The organism is Lentilitoribacter sp. EG35 (assembly GCF_040784015.1).
GTDB lineage: Bacteria > Pseudomonadota > Alphaproteobacteria > Rhizobiales > Rhizobiaceae > Lentilitoribacter.
This window is the reverse complement of record NZ_JBFNGQ010000004.1, coordinates 192,740-210,314: the sequence shown is the minus strand read 5'-3', so window position 1 is coordinate 210,314 and position 17,575 is coordinate 192,740. Positions and strand designations below refer to the sequence as shown.

Below are 17,575 nucleotides of genomic sequence, written 5' to 3'. Positions count from 1 at the left end.
TTTTACGGATTGGTAAGATTTAACTTCCGCTCTGGTGACGGGAAGGCTATGCGAATTAGCACACAAAATTATGTAGCAAAGAGGCAGGTAATATCCGGCTATGGCATATATGTGTGTTTTCTAGGAATTGGTATACTTGGAATACTGACAAACCACGCCTTAGCGCAAAGCACTGATGCCCCTCTTGATTTAGCAACACCAAGTTCAGCATCAACTCAAAACACACTCACGGAAACACCTTTGAGGCTCAATTCCCTTACCCCGGTTGCCCAAGGCCAACAAAACCTTCCCTTACAAAACTCATCGAATATAACCAATTCAATAAATGCCGATGACGGAAATGCACCCGGAATTGGGTTAGGTTCATTTACTCTACGCCCTTCAGTTCAAACTAGGGTCGTGTATGAAAATGAGAAGACGGACACAACAAACTTAAACCGTGTTTACAATCAAACAACTATTGCAGCTACCTTACAATCAGACTGGTCACGCCATTCATTAGCAATAAGCGGAACTGGAACATTACAAAAAAATATTAGCGGGACTTTGAATGAAGAACCAAACGCCGACATTGATGCAGATCTAGAACTCAATCTTAATGATCTACTGACTGCAAACATTCGAGGTGGTTACAATTTCAGGGTCGAAGACCGAACTGATCCGAACGCGATTTCCAATGCAACGAGCCAAGCAAATATCCATACGATTAATGGCGAGTTAGCTCTGTCAAAAGATGTCGGCATTATTAGGGGAAGTATTACTGGTCGCCTTTCAAAAGAAATACATGGCGATGCAACACTTGCAAATAACATTAAGGTTTCTGGCGCTGATCGTGATTTATTAAGTTCTGGTTTAGCTCTTAGAATTCAATATGCAGCAAACCCTGTCCTCATGCCATTTGTTGAGGGCGAACTTGGGCGTGTAAATTATACTCAAAAAGTCGACAACAATGGCATAAAGAGATCCTACTCAAATTATGCGCTTCGCCTCGGCCTAGACGTCAACCTAAGTGATAAGTTAAGTGGTGATTTTGCTGTTGGATACGTGACAAATAAATTTGATGATTCCAGTCTCATAAACCTCAACACATTTGCTATTGATAGCAATTTAAATTGGTCTCCAAGGCGCGGTACAGATGCAACATTTGGTTTTGCGACTGTAATTGAGCCATCTACCTCGGTCAACGTAAGTGGGGCAGCACTTTACTCATTAACGGCTGGCATCACGCAACAAATATCAAATAATTTGAACGCAAATATTGGTGCCAACTATAGTCTACGCAGATTTTCCGGCAGCGCGGCACCATCAGATCAAACGATCTACGGCGCAAACGCGGGACTAGATTGGTCAATAAATCGGTACGTTAGTATGAATGCGGATGCAAGTTATAGCAAAACACAACAAGCGGGCACCTCTACAATCAATAATGTTACGGTAGGGCTGGGCCTGACACTCACTCGATAGTTTCAGATTTTTCCTTCTTCATCGACATTGGCGAATAGACCTCATCTGATGACGAGAAAAACGCCAAAATCGCCTCCAATGCCGGTTCTCGGTATATGGAGACTTCCTGTAAAATTTCATGACGAGAACCATCAAATGGAATAAGCTGACCAGCACGAAACTTTGTGCTGATATCTTCCATGATATGATAGGGTACAACGCCATCATGTGTCGCACCAAGAATAACTGTGGGCACAGTAATGGGTTCTAAAAACGACTGGTCATTCACGCGTTTTTGAACCTTCATCATTTGCAACAACCAACGAATTGTTGGAGGTCCTGTTCCAAATTCAGGGTAAGCCTCATATATGCCTTGATTTCTCATAAATCTCTCTGAGCTGGATGTCAGTCGATCAAAACGAGATTTTTGATTATTTTCCCGGCGGGGTAGCGCATATTTGCCAAAGCCAAACATATTTGCCAGCTTTAAACCTAATCCAATAAAAAATCGTCTCGCGCCAGTAATTGTAAGCCCTAGAAATGGTGCGGCGAGCACAATACGGTCAATACGGTTGGCAATTGACGGTGCTATTGATAGCAATACCAGCCCTCCCATAGAATGCCCGACAGCAAAAAATGGCATGCGTGTGTCAGGTAACACCACTTGGTCTAGAAAATGCTTCACATCATCCTGATAATCCTGAAACTTTTGAACAAACCCACGCCGTTCTCCGGCCAACAAACGCTCTGAACCGCCCTGTCCTCGCCAGTCAAACGTTGCGACCCAGAAACCTGCATTGGTGAAATAACGGATCGTCTCATAGTATTTTTCAATACACTCATTTCGTCCCTGAAGTAGAACAATTGTGCCTTTAGCATTCTGCCCACTCGAACGAAAAAATGCATAACGAAGCTTAACTCCGCCAACACCATCAAAATAACCCGCCTTAAAGTCTTCAGGCAGTTCATTATTTGGCGTTGAAAATAAAATAGAACCCATGAAGAATATCCACCCCTGACAAAGGCAATAATGCGAACAGCCTTTAAGGTCAAAAGAAAAAGCCAGAGCCCCGTGAAATTACTTCACTATGGCTCTAGCTTTTTTTGCCAATGTCGATGGGACGTTACACACTGGCGTTGTTGATAAATCCTTTATGCAACAACCAATATGAACGCTGGATGAACAAAAATAGTGTCTTCATAAATTTTAAATAATACTCTTGAAACATCATTTATGCTCCCCATCTATATAACGTAGACGCCGATAATCGGGTCACATAAACCGCAATCAGGTCGCCAATAATGGGACCATGAATTGTTTAACGCTAAACATAGTTGCTCAATGGAGAACACAAATGCGTCATGTAGATTTTTCACCTTTTTACCGTTCAACAGTTGGATTTGATCGTCTGTTTACGATGCTAGATAGCCTCGGACAGCCTGAACAACAAACAACATCCTACCCACCTTATAATATCGAGCGCACAAGCGAAGATGCCTATACAATTACAATGGCGGTCGCTGGCTTTTCCGAGGAAGACCTCGACATTGAAGCACGCGAAAATACGCTGACAATTAAGGGTGAGAAGAAGGATGAAAGCGAACAAAACGAAGAAGCTAAGAATGTAACCTACCTTCACCGTGGTATCGCAACTCGCGCCTTTGAGCGACGTTTCCAACTCGCTGAACATGTACAAATTCAAGGTGCAAACCTCAAAAATGGTTTACTTCATGTCGAACTTGTTCGTGAGGTTCCGGAAGATAAAAAACTTCGTAAAATTGAGATTGCAGGCACCAATGCAAAGCAAACAAAAGCAAAGCAGATTGAAAGCAAAAAAGCCTAAATCACCTGTTCACTATCGCGCTTCTGTGGTCTCGTCCCTCCCCTAGAACACAGAAGTGCAAAACGAAAATGGCGTCTCAAGGACGCCATTTTTATTGTACAGATTTTTTTTAAGTTCTATTTTGCAGAACGGAAGAACAGATGATCTAGTGATATCTTTCCTCCACCTTTTATCACTATGACTGTAAGAACAAATATCCAAAGAAGTCTTTGATCAAGAATGAGGCTATCCGGTAATCGGTCAAACAACTTTCCAGTGCTTTCCGCGCCTATTTGATGGGCATATACATCGGTTAATGACTGGACAATAACAAAGCCAATCATACCAGCTGCTGCCACACGTGAGAATAGCCCAACAACAATCAACAATGGCAAAATAAACTCGGCATATGTTCCGACAAACACTAACAACCCCCAAGGGAAAAAAGCTACGGCGGCAGGATCATATCCGGCGGCCTCGACCGCTGTCCCTGCTATTTGGAAGTAGGCACCGTCTGATATTTGAAAGAAACCCAGAAAGCCTTCACCCACTTTCGTAAGTGCGGAATTCAAATAATAAAAATAAAGGACCGCAGCAAACACAAAACGAGCAGCAAGACCCAAAAACCAGCCATCTGTTACTCTCTCGATAAATCCGAACACGGCATCATTTAGCCCTCGTATCATCGTTATTAACCCTGTCATTTTGTCATCCCCTAATTGTAATTAATACTGGCTTACTCAGCCAAAACGCATTCAATGAACATTCCGGATTCAACCATGGTAGATATAGCCATTGCTATGTCAAATGCCTCATCTAAGCTAGCTGCTTCATTTGCAGTATCTCCAAGTGTACGACCAGCAACCAAACTATCGTAGAATACTTTGGCACTTTGCGGTATTTGGCGTACGTCCACGTCCGTGTCAGGTCGTGTAATCAAGCAAGATTCGCCAACCGAGGGATCAATACCTTCCATAAATTGTTCTTGCCTATTTGCCGAAAAAATTGAAACAGCTGCAAACTGGCTCGAAAGCAATCTTGTTGCAGGGTGCGGCCTAAACGTTAAATCACCCAATTGTTCGGGTGGAAAACTGGATAATACATCTAGCGCGAGCGGCGTTTTATCAGCCGCATGATACGCATCGAGCCATAGCCGTTCGATACGTGCAACATCCGCTAGATACGGATATTGTTGTAACGGTTCAAAACACTCAACGAAACTTGCGAAACTATGACCATATTCAAACATCAATGGTGATGTTGGCGGTTCATTGGCCACATAAATTCGCGCCAGGTTTTTAAACGCCTCTTCGCCCAATAACCTTTGAATAGCGGGGAAAATATCGGCAAGTGCACCCGTGAGCCCGACCACAACATTATTGCGATAGACAGAAAAACGTTTCTGATCTGATTTCCCACTCGGACTTACCAAACCCGAAGGGCAAGGTATTTCAGGATCTAACAGAAGTGTGGAAAATAAACTTTGCGAAACCGAATACAGACCATCAAGCTCATTCAGCCGCGACATGACGATCTCCAAGCAACGGATGTTCTGGCACATTGTTTAAAATAGCTTCCGCTAGTTTAGCTTCTCGGCGCAAAATTGGCCAGTCAGGCACATCATTGTCCCACTCGACGAGAGTAGGAATTGGTCCCATTTGGGTCACAACATCTTTATAAAGCCCCCAAACCTCGTCAGATACAGGGCGATCATGTGCATCAATCAGTAATGTTTCACCATCATCATCTATATCCTCGGCGTGACCGGCCAGATGTATTTCACCAACATGACTAAGCGGGAAATTACGAAGATATTCTTTAGGGCTAAATTTATGATTGGTCGCCGATACAAATACATTATTAATATCAAGCAACAATCCACAACCAGCACGTCGCGCAATCTCGGTGATGAAGTCGGTCTCACTCATCGTACTTTGCGAAAATGCGACATAAGTTGATGGATTTTCGAGCAAAATCGGACGTTTCAAACGGTCTTGTACTTGGCTGATATGATTGACAACGCGATCTAATGTTTCTTTATCATAAGGAACCGGAAGCAAATCATTATAGTAGTGTGTATCATGAGTTGACCAGGCTAAATGCTCAGACACAATACCGGGTTGATAACGATCAACGACTTTCGCAAGCCGTTCGATATGCATGTCATCCAGACCTTTTTCTGACCCGATGGAAAGTCCGACACCGTGAACTGTGATCGGAAAATTTTCTCGAATTTTGGTCAGTGATCGGTGCGGCATGCCGCCATCACCCATATAATTTTCAGCATGAACCTCAAAAAAGCCCATTTTAAACTTATCGGCCAGAATATCATCAATATGCTGGCCTTTAAGCCCAGCCCCCGCTCGCGCGGGAACTGTACTATCTACAGGATAGGATCGATCAGCTGGGATAGGCCGGGGGGTGGCATTCAACATCTCAAAACTCCTATACTGCAAAATACTACTTAATTAACAGAATTAAGCAGGAAGATCACGTGTTAGTGGCTCAAGTGAACCTTTACGGTCACCTTCAACTGACATTGAAACACATGTACCAGCTTCAACAGCTTTCCAAGCATTGCCTTGATAATCTACTGTAGATGTACCAGCGCATGAAGTACCAGGACCGGCTGCACAGTCGTTTTTGCCAGCAAGTGACACGCCATAACATTTTTCTTTAGCCGCTTGTGCACCAGTTGTAGAAGCAACTAGAGTTGCACCAGAAAGAGCCATTGCAACAGCGCCAGCAAGTGCAGATGCACCAATAATTTTCTTAGACATATAAATTCTCCTTAGGATGATATATCATCAAGATTGAAGGTCTCCAGCGGACCCGACAGATATAGTTCTACCCAAACCACTGATCAAATGGAAATCAACCACGCGTTAGATTTGATCAACTCGATGTGATCACTTCGCGAGTGAAAGATCCCTAACTTGGGTTAAAACAGCTCAAACAGGTTCAAGGCTTACCTGTTTTGGGGTTGCTATAGTGATCATAAAAATCGACTAATATATTTGTTAGAAAGTCAAATTCGAACTTCTACATTATATATAGTACATTAGACAAATATACACAGGCGCGATAAAAGTCGTACAGTGATCTTGATATTCAATTAAGATTCTGGCATACGAGGTCTTAAATAGGACAGTATTACTGTCCTAATATTGTCACAATAAATTATAATTCGTTTGTGATGATACCAGTCTAACCTCGTTACCGCACCATCTTGACCGATAGCGGAGCCGAGCAAATGACACATACAAGATGATTTGGCAGATATAGTCGTTTCCAAAACGATCTTGCTCTATTTGATCTTGTGGCACTTTATAAAATGCCGACATTATTTCATCTGGCCCACCTGAGAGCCGGAAACGAAGGATGACCGCCCAATTGGGGGCCAAAAGGAGACCAAGATGACGAAACAATCGCCATCCGAAAATGTACAGTCAAACCGCGTGATCAATACGGATCAGATGCGAAAACCTGTTTACACGCCTGGTCTTCCCAAAAAACAAGGCATGTACGACCCGCGCAACGAGCATGATGCCTGCGGTGTTGGCTTTGTCGCCAATATGAAGGGTGTGAAGTCACACCAGATCGTTAAAGACGGCCTGTTCATGCTCGAGAACCTCACCCATCGTGGCGCTGTCGGCGCTGATCCGCTGATGGGTGATGGTGCGGGTATGCTCATGCAGATTCCACACAATCTCTTCAAAGAAGAACTCGCAAAAGATGGCATAGAGCTTCCAGATGCTGGACAATATGGCGTTGGCTATTACTTCTTGGGTCAAGACAAAGCTCTTCGTGAGCAGATTTTAGATATTATCAAAGACACTATATCTTCTGAAGGCTTTAATCTCATCGCAATCCGCGATGTGCCCGTAGATAATTCCTCTTTATCAAAAGATCCGAGTATTGCAGCAACTGAGCCAATCCATATTCAAATATTTGTTGATCGTGATGCTTCCATTACTGATGACGACGAATATGAGCGTCAGATTTATACTTTGCGTAAACACGCTTCCAATAGCATTTTAAGCAAGATTGAAAACAGTATTACTGAATTCTATCCTGTTTCATTCTCATCTCGCACAATTGTTTATAAAGGCATGTTCCTCGCCTATCAGGTAGGAGCATATTATAAAGACTTGGCTGATCCCCGTTTCGAAACTGCGGTTGCACTTGTTCATCAGCGCTTTTCAACAAACACATTCCCATCTTGGCGCCTTTCACATCCATATCGCATGGTGGCGCACAATGGTGAGATCAACACATTGCGCGGCAATGTTAACTGGATGGCGGCGCGTCAAGCGTCAATTTCATCACCACTCTTTGGCGATGATATCGAAAAAATGTGGCCAATCTCATATGAAGGCCAATCTGATACAGCTTGTTTTGATAATGCCTTGGAATTCTTGATCCAAGGTGGCTATTCCATGGCACATGCGGTCATGATGCTGATCCCAGAAGCTTGGTCCGGTAACGCTCTTATGTCTGAAGAACGCAGAGCGTTTTATGAATATCATGCAGCTCTCATGGAACCATGGGATGGCCCCGCCGCTGTTGCCTTTACCGATGGTCGCCAGATTGGCGCAACGCTCGACCGCAATGGTCTGCGCCCTGCCCGCTATATTGTAACCAATGATGACCGTATTATCATGGCATCAGAAGCTGGCGTACTGCCCGTTGAAGAAAAGAATATTGTTAAAAAATGGCGTTTACAGCCTGGTAAAATGCTTCTCATTGATATGGCGGAGGGCCGTATTATTTCTGATGAGGAGATTAAATCTCAACTATCAAAATCGCACCCCTATCAGGAATGGCTGAATAATACACAATTGATTCTTGAAGATCTTGATCCGGTTGAACCACGCGCGCCACGTGAAGATGTGACATTACTGGATCGTCAACAAGCATTTGGTTATACGCAAGAAGACACAAAAATCTTGATGTCCCCAATGGCAACAACGGGTCAGGAAGCTATTGGTTCGATGGGAACTGATACGCCAATTTCCGCGATGTCAGATAAATCCAAACTGCTTTATACATATTTCAAGCAGAATTTTGCGCAAGTTACCAATCCGCCGATTGATCCAATCCGCGAAGAGCTGGTAATGAGCCTCGTTTCTTTTATTGGTCCACGTCCAAATATTTTGGATCATGACGGTGCATCAAAAAATAAGCGCCTTGAAGTGCGCCAACCAATTCTCACCAATGCTGACTTGGAGAAAATCCGCTCGATTGGCCATATGGATGATCGGTTCGATACCAAGACACTTGGCATGTGTTACCCTAGCGCAGAGGGTCCCGATGGCATGGATGCTGCACTAATCCGGCTTTGCGAGCGTGCGGAAGAAGCTGTAAAGAGCAATTACAATATCATTGTTCTATCCGATCGGCGTATCGGGCCAGATAAAATTGCGATCCCTGCTCTTCTGGCAACGGCCGCTGTGCATCACCACCTTATCCGCAAGGGCCTTCGCACATCCGTTGGTCTCGTGGTTGAGACTGGGGAACCACGTGAAATTCACCATTTCTGCTGTTTGGCTGGTTTTGGCGCAGAAGCCATCAACCCATATCTTGCATTCGACACGCTGAAAGACATGCATAAAAAGGGAGCATTCCCTCCAGAAGTTGATAGGCATGAAGTTGTCACGCGCTATATTAAAGCAATCGGCAAGGGTATTTTGAAAGTCATGTCCAAAATGGGCATCTCGACATACCAATCATATTGTGGCGCACAAATTTTTGACGCGGTTGGCTTATCATCCGACTTTGTTGATCGTTATTTTGCTGGTACAGCAACCATGATTGAGGGTGTAAACCTGAAAGAAATCGCTGCAGAAACAGTAACGCGCCACAACTCAGCATTCAGCAACGATCCCGTTCTTACCAACTTCCTCGATGTTGGCGGTGAATATGGCTATCGTACGCGCGGTGAAAAACACGCTTGGTCACCCGACGCTGTTATTGCACTTCAACATGCTGTTCGCGGTAATGCACAAGATCGCTACAATGAATTTGCGCAAATCATAAATGAATCATCATTGCGCATGAATGCAATTCGCGGCCTGTTTAAAATAAAAACTGCCGAAGAAAGTGGCCGTAAGCCAGTTTCTATCGATGATGTGGAACCAGCAACAGATATCGTAAAACGCTTCTCAACAGGTGCAATGTCTTTCGGTTCAATCAGCCGTGAAGCTCACTCAACACTTGCCGTTGCTATGAATAAATTGGGCGGCAAATCCAATACAGGCGAAGGCGGCGAAGAGCCTGATCGCTACAAACCCCTGGCGGATGGTTCTCCAAATCCCGAGCGCTCAGCAATCAAGCAGGTTGCATCCGGTCGCTTTGGTGTCACAACTGAATATCTGGCAAACTCAGATATGATCCAGATTAAAGTAGCACAAGGTGCAAAACCTGGTGAAGGCGGACAATTGCCAGGCCATAAAGTGGACGCGACAATTGCAAAAACGCGTCATTCCACACCAGGCGTTGGACTGATTTCTCCTCCTCCACACCATGATATCTATTCCATCGAGGATTTAGCGCAGCTTATCTACGATCTGAAAAATGTGAAACCAACATCAGATATTTCGGTTAAACTCGTGTCAGAAGTCGGTGTGGGAACGGTTGCTGCTGGTGTCGCTAAAGCACGTGCAGATCACATCACTGTTTCTGGTTTTGATGGCGGCACAGGCGCATCGCCTCTCACATCGTTGAAACATGCAGGTTCCTCTTGGGAACTTGGCCTTGCTGAAACACACCAGACATTGGTGCTCAATGGTCTACGTTCGCGCATCGCACTACAAGTTGATGGCGGTCTAAAAACTGGACGTGATGTCATTATTGGCGCACTTTTGGGTGCTGATGAATTTGGCCTCTCTACTGCACCACTGGTTGCAGCTGGCTGTATTATGATGCGCAAATGTCACCTCAACACCTGCCCTGTTGGTGTTGCGACACAAGATCCGGTTTTGCGTAAGCGTTTCAAAGGTGCGCCAGAACACGTCATTAATTATTTCTTCTTCATTGCAGAAGAAATTCGTGGACTGATGGCTGAAATGGGCTTCACTAAATTTGATGATCTTGTTGGTCAATCTCAACTGCTTGAAAAAGACAAACTGGTTGAGCGCTGGAAAGCAGAAGGTCTTGATTTCACAAATGTGTTTTTCAAACCAGAAGCGGATCCCAAAGATATTTACTGGACCGAACGTCAAGAACACCCAATCGTTGACATTCTTGATCGTAAATTAATTGAACAAGCCAAACCTGCTTTAGAGAACAAAGAAGCGGTGGTAATCAACGAAGAGATCAAAAACGTTGATCGTTCAACAGGTGCAATGTTATCTGGTGAAGTCGCTATGCGTTATGGTCACAAGGGTCTTAAACCAAACACAATCTCAGTCAATTTTAGTGGCACAGCTGGCCAATCATTTGGAGCGTTCCTTGCGCGCGGCGTGACCTTTACTCTGACTGGTGATGGCAACGATTATGTCGGCAAAGGCCTATCAGGTGGTCGCATCATTGTTAAACCATCTGATGATTCAAACATTGTCGCTGAACAATCAATCATTGTGGGCAACACGGTTCTTTATGGTGCTGTCGAAGGTGAATGCTATTTCCGAGGTGTTGCAGGAGAGCGATTTGCTGTTCGTAACTCAGGGGCCATAGCGGTTGTTGAAGGCGTGGGAGATCACGGTTGTGAATATATGACCGGCGGTCTTGTTGTTGTGATTGGTCAAACCGGTCGTAACTTTGCAGCTGGTATGTCTGGCGGTGTTGCCTATGTTCTGGATGAAGAAGGTGACTTTGCAAACCGCTGCAACATGGCAATGGTTGAACTTGAACCCGTTCCAGAAGAAGATGACATGCTTGAGAAACTGCATCATCATGGTGGTGATTTGGACCATAAAGGCCGCGTTGATGTCTCTGGTGATATGACCAAACACGATGAAGAGCGTCTGTATCAACTGATTACAAATCACGCTCACTATACCGGCTCAACCCGCGCACAAACGATCCTCGACAATTGGTCAGATTATCGTCCAAAATTCCGTAAAGTCATGCCGGTTGAATACCGTCGTGCCTTGCAGGAAATGGAAAACTCAAAAGTGGCGGCTGAATAGGATGATCATCACAACAACAAATACGGTCGAGGGTCATAATATTGCTGCCTATAAGGGCGTGGTAACCGGAGAAGCCATTTTGGGCACGAACATCTTCCGCGATATTTTCGCTGGAATTCGAGATATTGTAGGTGGTCGCTCAGGAGCTTACGAAAAATCACTCCGTGAAGCTCGCGAGATCGCATTTTCGGAACTGGAAGAGCAAGCTCGAGCAGTGGGCGCAAACGCAATTGTCGGCATCGATATTGATTATGAAAACATCTCCGCTGGCAGCAATTCATCACTCTTAATGGTTTCGGCAACAGGTACCGCCGTCATTTTGGATTAAGGAATAATATAATGGGTAAAGTTACAGGTTTTTTGGAGATTGATCGTCGTACTGCGAAGTATCAACCTGCCTCAGATCGCATTCGCCATTTTAAAGAATTTTCTATTCCAATGAGCGATGAAGCACTGCGTGATCAAGCTGCGCGCTGCATGGATTGTGGTGTGCCTTATTGTCATGATTCAACAGGCTGTCCTATCAATAACCAAATCCCAGACTGGAATGATCTTGTTTATAACAATGATTGGGATTCGGCGATCAAGAACTTGCATTCGACCAATAACTTCCCTGATTTTACAGGACGTATTTGCCCCGCACCCTGCGAGGAAGCATGTACGCTCAATCTTGAAGATATTCCTGTTACGATCAAAACCATCGAACATGCGATCGCCGATAAAGCATACGAATCTGGCTATATCGCGCCACAACCTGCTGAGAAAAAGACGGGTAAAAAAGTTGCGATCATTGGCTCAGGTCCTGCAGGCATGGCAGCGGCACAGCAATTAGGTCGTGTTGGCCATGACGTTCATCTTTATGAGCGTGAGTCGAAGGCTGGCGGCCTGCTTCGCTTTGGCATCCCTGATTTTAAAATGGAAAAACATTATATTGATCGCCGTGTTAAACAGATGGAAGGCGAAGGCGTTACCTTCATCTACAACACAAATATCGGTGTTGATAAAACGGTAGAAGAACTAAAAGCCGAGTATGATGCAGTGCTTTATTCTGGCGGTTCGGAAACACCCCGCGAGTCAGGTATTCCAGGTGGTGAACTAAACGGCGTGCACGATGCAATGCCTTACCTTGTGCAACAAAACAAACGTGTTGGCGAAGAAGATATCCAAAGTAACGGTTGGCAAAGCGAAGAGATATTAGCCGGAGCCAAACATGTCGTTGTCGTTGGCGGCGGGGATACGGCATCCGACTGCGTTGGGACGGCATTTCGTCAGGGCGCTGTAAAAGTTACTCAGCTTGATATCCGCCCGCAACCGCCTGAAATGGAAGACAAGCTCGCTGTATGGCCTTATTGGGCCACAAAAATGCGCACATCTTCTTCACAGGCCGAAGGTGCCGAGCGGGAATTCCAAGTAGGGACTTTGGAATTTGTTGGAGAAGATGGCGTTCTAACCGGCGTTAAATGTTGTAAAGTTGATGAGAACCGCAAACCGATTGCCGGTACAGAATTCATTATTCAAGCTGATCTCGCCTTTATCGCCATTGGCTTCCGTGGTCCATACGAAGATAGTGTTCTTTCAGAACTTGGCGACACGCTGGAAATTGGTGCCGACCGCCGCGGTTCAAAATCGGTTACGGCTGATGAGATGAACTATAAAACTTCTGTCGATAAATTATGGGCGGCTGGCGATGTTCGCCGCGGGCAATCACTCGTTGTTTGGGCAATTCGTGAAGGTCGTCAGGCAGCACGTGCAATTGATCTGGAACTCATGGGTGAGACTGTTTTGCCTCGTTAAAACATTGTGACATGTATTAAAGGCGTCATCTTGTGGCGCCTTTTTAGTTATTTGCCGTATCTTTAGGTGCTGAATGAGCATCTAATCTAAGTGGTTCATCGCGAGATAATTTCCATGCAAAATCATCAGCACGTCCAGTCGGAGCAGAAACGACAACACCCGTTTCAATAAGCTTGTCAAGAGGGGATTTCTCTTTAAAATCAGGCAGCTTTTGATCAACTCCCAGCATAATATCACCACCATCCAACTCCGGGTCCGTGAAAGCATAGACCTTAGTCTTCGTTGCCAGTCTTGGATCTCGCACCGGCTCCAAAGTGGCAGACGGCGACGCGATTAGACCATCATACGGGTTAAAAAATGGGTCTGCGCTAGTACTCAAAAATCGCTTCGCAGGCTTCTCTACATAAAAAGCAATTTTCCGCTTACCGGCTGTTGTGAGATTAATTCCGTCGGAACTTCTCAAGCGTACTTGCTGCCCATTAATATCCGATCCCGTGTAAATAAAATTCCCTTCGACATCCACAAACCCATCCCATATATCGACAAAAACGCCACCAACCTTTTCGACTTCTTCTCGGTATATGCCATTAAATGCTAAAATGTCAGCTGTCATTTTCTTATATTTAAAGGACGGCACGCCAACCCAAAGCAAATTTACATTTTGCGCGCGGATGGTCGAAGCCATTTCAGAAACACGACGTCGGTATTCCGTCCACCAATCCTCTTTACCAAATTCAACAGTCAACCCATTAACCGTCATATCCTGTCTATCGTTTGAACCTATATTGAAGACCACTGTATTTGGCTTAAATTCTGTGATCCATTCCACTGATTTCACTGGCCAGTTATAGTAATCAGGTCTCACGATTGTAGATGAACCACTGGTCTTCTTGGAAACAATAACTCCAGGTACTTTTTGATAGGCTGTTTTTAAACCATCGGCGATCCCGCTTGCCATAAAGTCGCCCATGACGAGTAAGACCTGAGCGTCTTCTGATTTCTGAAGCACCGCTGTCGAAGTGCTTGCGCTACCGCCACTTTTCTTTCGTCGCTTTTTTGTGCGTGTTTTTTTCTTCACGACTTTTTTCTCTTTTTTTCCAAAGAGAAATTGTAAAATGGATTTGCTCTTCTTTTTGGTTTTGGTTTGCGCATGCACTTCAATTTGAAGGATATCCAGTGACACACTTATCACTGAAAGTCCCAACATAAACACCAGAACATATACAATCTGTTTTGGTAGCTGTCCCACTTTGATCTGCACCTTGAATTACAATCTTACTTTATTCTAGCTCTCTTCTTAACAGCTTTTAGAAGGTTTTGCGATGGTTTTTCATCAACAGGGAGTCTGAACTTCTTTTGAAACTTTGCAATTGCAGCCCTCGAACCAGATCCGATATTGCCATCAAATTCACCTTTATAGAGACCCAACTTGAATAAGCCTTTTTGCAACAAAACCTTTTCATCGACATTAAGTGCGCCGACTGGCCGCGGCCAACGCTGCACCATTTTTTTTGCACCTGATAATCTATCAGCTAGAAGGCCGACAGAAAGCGCATAACTATTTGCATTATTGTATTTTTTGATAACAAAGAAGTTTCGAACCATCAAAAAAGCGGGTCCATCAGAGCCGGCCAGATATTTAAGTTCTGCCCGCTCGTCTCCACGCGGAAATGCACGCCCGCCAACACGTTTAAATCCGATTTTGCTCCATTGGGATAAAGTTTTAGTTTGGCCGTTATATTTATTACCGGACCTTGGAGCTTTAACTTCATACCCCCATGTACGACCAGAGCGCCATCCATTTTTTTTCAAGAGATTAGCAGCAGATGCCAATGCATCCGGTACAGATCGCCAAATGTCCTTTTTTCCATCCCCATCAGCATCGTAAGCAAAGATATCATAACTTGTTGGAATAAACTGAGTTTGACCGAGAGCACCAGCCCAAGACCCATACATATCATTGGGGCCAATATTACCATTTTGAATAATTTTTAGGGCAGATATTAATTGTCGTCGCGCATATTTTGAACGCTTCTTATCGGCATAAGCTAATGTAGCTAAAGCATGGGGAGCATTAAACAGCTTGTCTTTTTTCTCCAAAAGAGCACCGTAATTCGTTTCCATAGACCAAATGGCGAGCATTACGTGTTTATCGACACCGAAATGATCCTCCAGCGCTTGTAGTACTGACGCATGCTGTTTCTTTTTTTTAAGCCCCTCGCCTATACTGTAAGGATTGACGTGGCTATCAACATAATCCCAAACTTTAGTCCGAAATTCAGGTTGAAATCGTGCGCGCTTTAATACTCTAGGGTCAGGTGACTTAAGTCCGGCAAAGGCACTCTTACACGTAGATTTCTGCACGCCCTGCTTAGCCGCACCGGCGCAAAAACTATTAAGCCACCCTCTAAATTTTGTATCTGCAGATGCTTCCATACTCCATAATATGGATGAAGCAGTAATTCCGATGATGATGGTTCTTTGAAGAAACGGCATAATGTTCATCTTCTCTGTAAGTTTAACGCTCAATGAAAATCCAAATCCATGTAACAAGTCCATATGACAAGCGAATCAAATTATACTAATTTTTACCATGAATATCGTTGAAACCAAGGTGTTGCCTTTTCGTTAGGTTTTTCACGTTAAGAACCGATTGAGTTGGTCGTTTTCAATCACTTGCAGTTAGGAATAGTCAAATGAGTATCAAGCCAGTAAAGAAAGCCGTTCTTCCAGTTGCTGGGTTGGGAACAAGGTTTCTCCCAGGGACAAAGGCTGTTCCTAAGGAGATGCTCAACATCGTAGATAAACCCGTACTTCAATATATTGTTGATGAAGCTATCTCAGCAGGGATCGAACATATCATCTTTGTAACAGGTCGAAGTAAGGGAGTTATCGAAGACTATTTCGACATTCAATATGAGCTCAATGACACGCTCAGAAACAGGGGGAAAACCGCAGAGCTTGAAATGTTGAACTCTATTCAACCCAAAGCCGGGTCAACAAGTTTTACGCGCCAACAAGAACCTTTGGGCCTAGGCCATGCTGTTTGGTGCGCGCGCGATATTGTTGGGAACGATCCGTTCGCATTGCTGCTGCCTGACATGGTTATGCAAGATGAACGCGGCTGTCTGTCAGGAATGATGGATGTATACAACCAATCGGGTGGAAACATCATTTCTGTTGAGGAAGTTGCCATGGAAGACGCACATAAATATGGCGTCGTCGGCATAGGTAAAGACGTTGAAGGCGGGTTTGAAATCACCGACATGGTCGAAAAACCTGCACGTGGCTCAGAACCATCAAACCTTTTTATTAATGGCCGATACATCCTTCAACCTGAAATATTTGATATTTTGGCAACACAAGAACGCGGTGCAGGTAATGAAATCCAATTAACGGATGGAATGCTGAAGCTGGCTGCAAAGCAAGATTTTTTTGGCTATCGTTTCCAAGGTAATACGTATGATTGCGGTACAAAAAAAGGCTTCATTCTAGCCAACATCGCTTATGCTATGGAACGCGATGACATTAGGCCAGATGTGATCAACGAGATTCGCAACTTAACTAAATAAAACAAACGATAGTTACCTGTTCAAAATTTCTAGAGCTTTAGCGTGAAGTTCAGAGTTTGCAGATGCAATAATATCTCCGCCCATTTCCGGGCGGTCCCCTCCCCAAGTTGAGACGACACCACCGGCTTGCTCAACAAGTGAAATTAGGCCGCCTATATCATAGGGCTTTAGATCCGATTCTATCGCGATGTCTGCCGTACCCAGAGCCACCATTGCAAAAGCATAACAGTCGCAGCCATATCTTGCTAAGTTTACTTCGTTTTCCAAAGCATCGTAACGCACCTCATTTACCCCTTCATGCAAGTAGGGTGAGGTGGTAAAAATATTGGCTCTACCAAGGTCGCTGTTGCGACTTGTTTTAAGATCCATTTGAACGCCATCGCGCATTTTTAAAACCGCACCACCCTCGTCGGCTAGGTAACGTTCGCCAGTAAATGGCTGATCCATCATTCCCGCAACAGCTCGACCATTTTGATACAAACCAATTAATGTTCCCCAAACAGGTAAACCGGTGATAAACGCTCTGGTTCCGTCTATGGGATCAATTACCCATACATATTCACTATCTAAATTAGTAGGCTCTTCCTCCTCCCCTAAAATCCCATGCTCTGGAAATTCAGCTTCGATGATAGCTCGAATGGCTCGCTCACATGACTTATCAGCCTCAGTCACAGGATCAAAGCCTGACGTGAGTTTGTTCTCGATACTTATGTTACGTCTGAAACGGGGAAGTGTTTGCTCAGCAGCTGCATTTGCTAAGCTTTCAAAAAAATTACGATTTGGTAACATCTCACTATCCGAATTTTGCTTT

At 44.5% G+C, this 17,575-nt stretch carries 14 protein-coding genes; 6 read left to right on the top strand and 8 right to left on the bottom strand.

Features of this window, described 5'->3' with window-relative positions; translation table 11 throughout:
* The first annotated feature begins 48 nt into the window (after nt 1-48).
* A complete protein-coding gene (locus AB2J24_RS09585; protein WP_367385309.1) occupies nt 49-1,464 on the top strand; it encodes an outer membrane beta-barrel protein in 1,416 nt (471 codons plus the stop codon).
* Here the strand turns inward: AB2J24_RS09585 and AB2J24_RS09580 are convergent.
* Nucleotides 1,454-2,443: an alpha/beta fold hydrolase gene (locus AB2J24_RS09580; RefSeq protein ID WP_367385308.1), complete on the bottom strand. Its 990-nt coding sequence runs from the start codon at nt 2,441-2,443 to the stop codon at nt 1,454-1,456. The two genes, AB2J24_RS09585 and AB2J24_RS09580, sit on opposite strands and share 11 nt — an antisense overlap.
* 355 nt (nt 2,444-2,798) lie before the next feature.
* Between AB2J24_RS09580 and AB2J24_RS09575 the strand changes: the two genes are divergently transcribed.
* Nucleotides 2,799-3,287: an Hsp20 family protein gene (locus AB2J24_RS09575; protein ID WP_162653096.1), complete on the top strand. Its 489-nt coding sequence runs from the start codon at nt 2,799-2,801 to the stop codon at nt 3,285-3,287.
* Nucleotides 3,288-3,403: 116 nt separating this feature from the next.
* Here the strand turns inward: AB2J24_RS09575 and AB2J24_RS09570 are convergent, their stop codons facing one another.
* Genes AB2J24_RS09570 through AB2J24_RS09555 form a run of 4 tightly spaced genes read right to left on the bottom strand, consistent with a single transcriptional unit; the run spans nt 3,404 to nt 6,046 of the window.
* Nucleotides 3,404-3,970, bottom strand: coding sequence for a DoxX family protein (locus AB2J24_RS09570; protein WP_162653097.1), 567 nt, complete (start codon nt 3,968-3,970; stop codon nt 3,404-3,406).
* Between the two features lie 32 nt (nt 3,971-4,002).
* Complete coding sequence (locus tag AB2J24_RS09565) at nt 4,003-4,794, bottom strand: DNA-binding domain-containing protein (RefSeq protein WP_367385307.1); 792 nt, start codon at nt 4,792-4,794, stop codon at nt 4,003-4,005.
* Complete coding sequence (locus AB2J24_RS09560) at nt 4,778-5,701, bottom strand: DUF692 domain-containing protein (protein WP_162653099.1); 924 nt, start codon at nt 5,699-5,701, stop codon at nt 4,778-4,780. The genes AB2J24_RS09565 and AB2J24_RS09560 overlap by 17 nt, the downstream gene beginning before the upstream one ends.
* Before the next feature lie 42 nt (nt 5,702-5,743).
* Complete coding sequence (locus AB2J24_RS09555; RefSeq protein WP_162653100.1) at nt 5,744-6,046, bottom strand: DUF2282 domain-containing protein; 303 nt, start codon at nt 6,044-6,046, stop codon at nt 5,744-5,746.
* Nucleotides 6,047-6,742: 696 nt separating this feature from the next.
* Between AB2J24_RS09555 and gltB the strand changes: the two genes are divergently transcribed.
* From gltB to AB2J24_RS09540, 3 genes are read left to right on the top strand one after another with little or no spacing between them, the layout of a single operon-like run.
* Complete coding sequence (gene gltB, locus AB2J24_RS09550) at nt 6,743-11,398, top strand: glutamate synthase large subunit (protein WP_367385382.1); 4,656 nt, start codon at nt 6,743-6,745, stop codon at nt 11,396-11,398.
* Nucleotide 11,399: 1 nt separating this feature from the next.
* On the top strand, nt 11,400-11,726 hold the full coding sequence (locus tag AB2J24_RS09545; protein WP_367385306.1) for a heavy metal-binding domain-containing protein: 327 nt from the start codon (nt 11,400-11,402) through the stop codon (nt 11,724-11,726).
* A gap of 11 nt (nt 11,727-11,737) precedes the next feature.
* Nucleotides 11,738-13,192: a glutamate synthase subunit beta gene (locus AB2J24_RS09540; protein WP_367385305.1), complete on the top strand. Its 1,455-nt coding sequence runs from the start codon at nt 11,738-11,740 to the stop codon at nt 13,190-13,192.
* A gap of 43 nt (nt 13,193-13,235) precedes the next feature.
* Here AB2J24_RS09540 and AB2J24_RS09535 read toward each other — a convergent pair whose 3' ends face one another.
* Together AB2J24_RS09535 and AB2J24_RS09530 are read right to left on the bottom strand one after the other, a co-directional pair.
* A complete protein-coding gene (locus AB2J24_RS09535; RefSeq protein WP_367385304.1) occupies nt 13,236-14,441 on the bottom strand; it encodes a DUF459 domain-containing protein in 1,206 nt (401 codons plus the stop codon).
* A 26-nt stretch (nt 14,442-14,467) separates the two neighbouring features.
* Nucleotides 14,468-15,697, bottom strand: coding sequence for a lytic murein transglycosylase (locus tag AB2J24_RS09530; RefSeq protein ID WP_420883643.1), 1,230 nt, complete (start codon nt 15,695-15,697; stop codon nt 14,468-14,470).
* A 191-nt stretch (nt 15,698-15,888) separates the two neighbouring features.
* On the opposite strand from AB2J24_RS09530, the gene galU reads away from it, so the two are divergent.
* The gene (gene galU / locus AB2J24_RS09525; protein ID WP_367385302.1) at nt 15,889-16,764 is read left to right on the top strand and encodes a UTP--glucose-1-phosphate uridylyltransferase GalU; all 876 of its coding nucleotides are present in this window, start codon (nt 15,889-15,891) and stop codon (nt 16,762-16,764) included.
* A gap of 12 nt (nt 16,765-16,776) precedes the next feature.
* Here the strand turns inward: galU and hisN are convergent, their stop codons facing one another.
* A complete protein-coding gene (hisN, locus tag AB2J24_RS09520) occupies nt 16,777-17,553 on the bottom strand; it encodes a histidinol-phosphatase (protein ID WP_367385301.1) in 777 nt (258 codons plus the stop codon).
* Between the last annotated feature and the right edge of the window lie 22 nt (nt 17,554-17,575).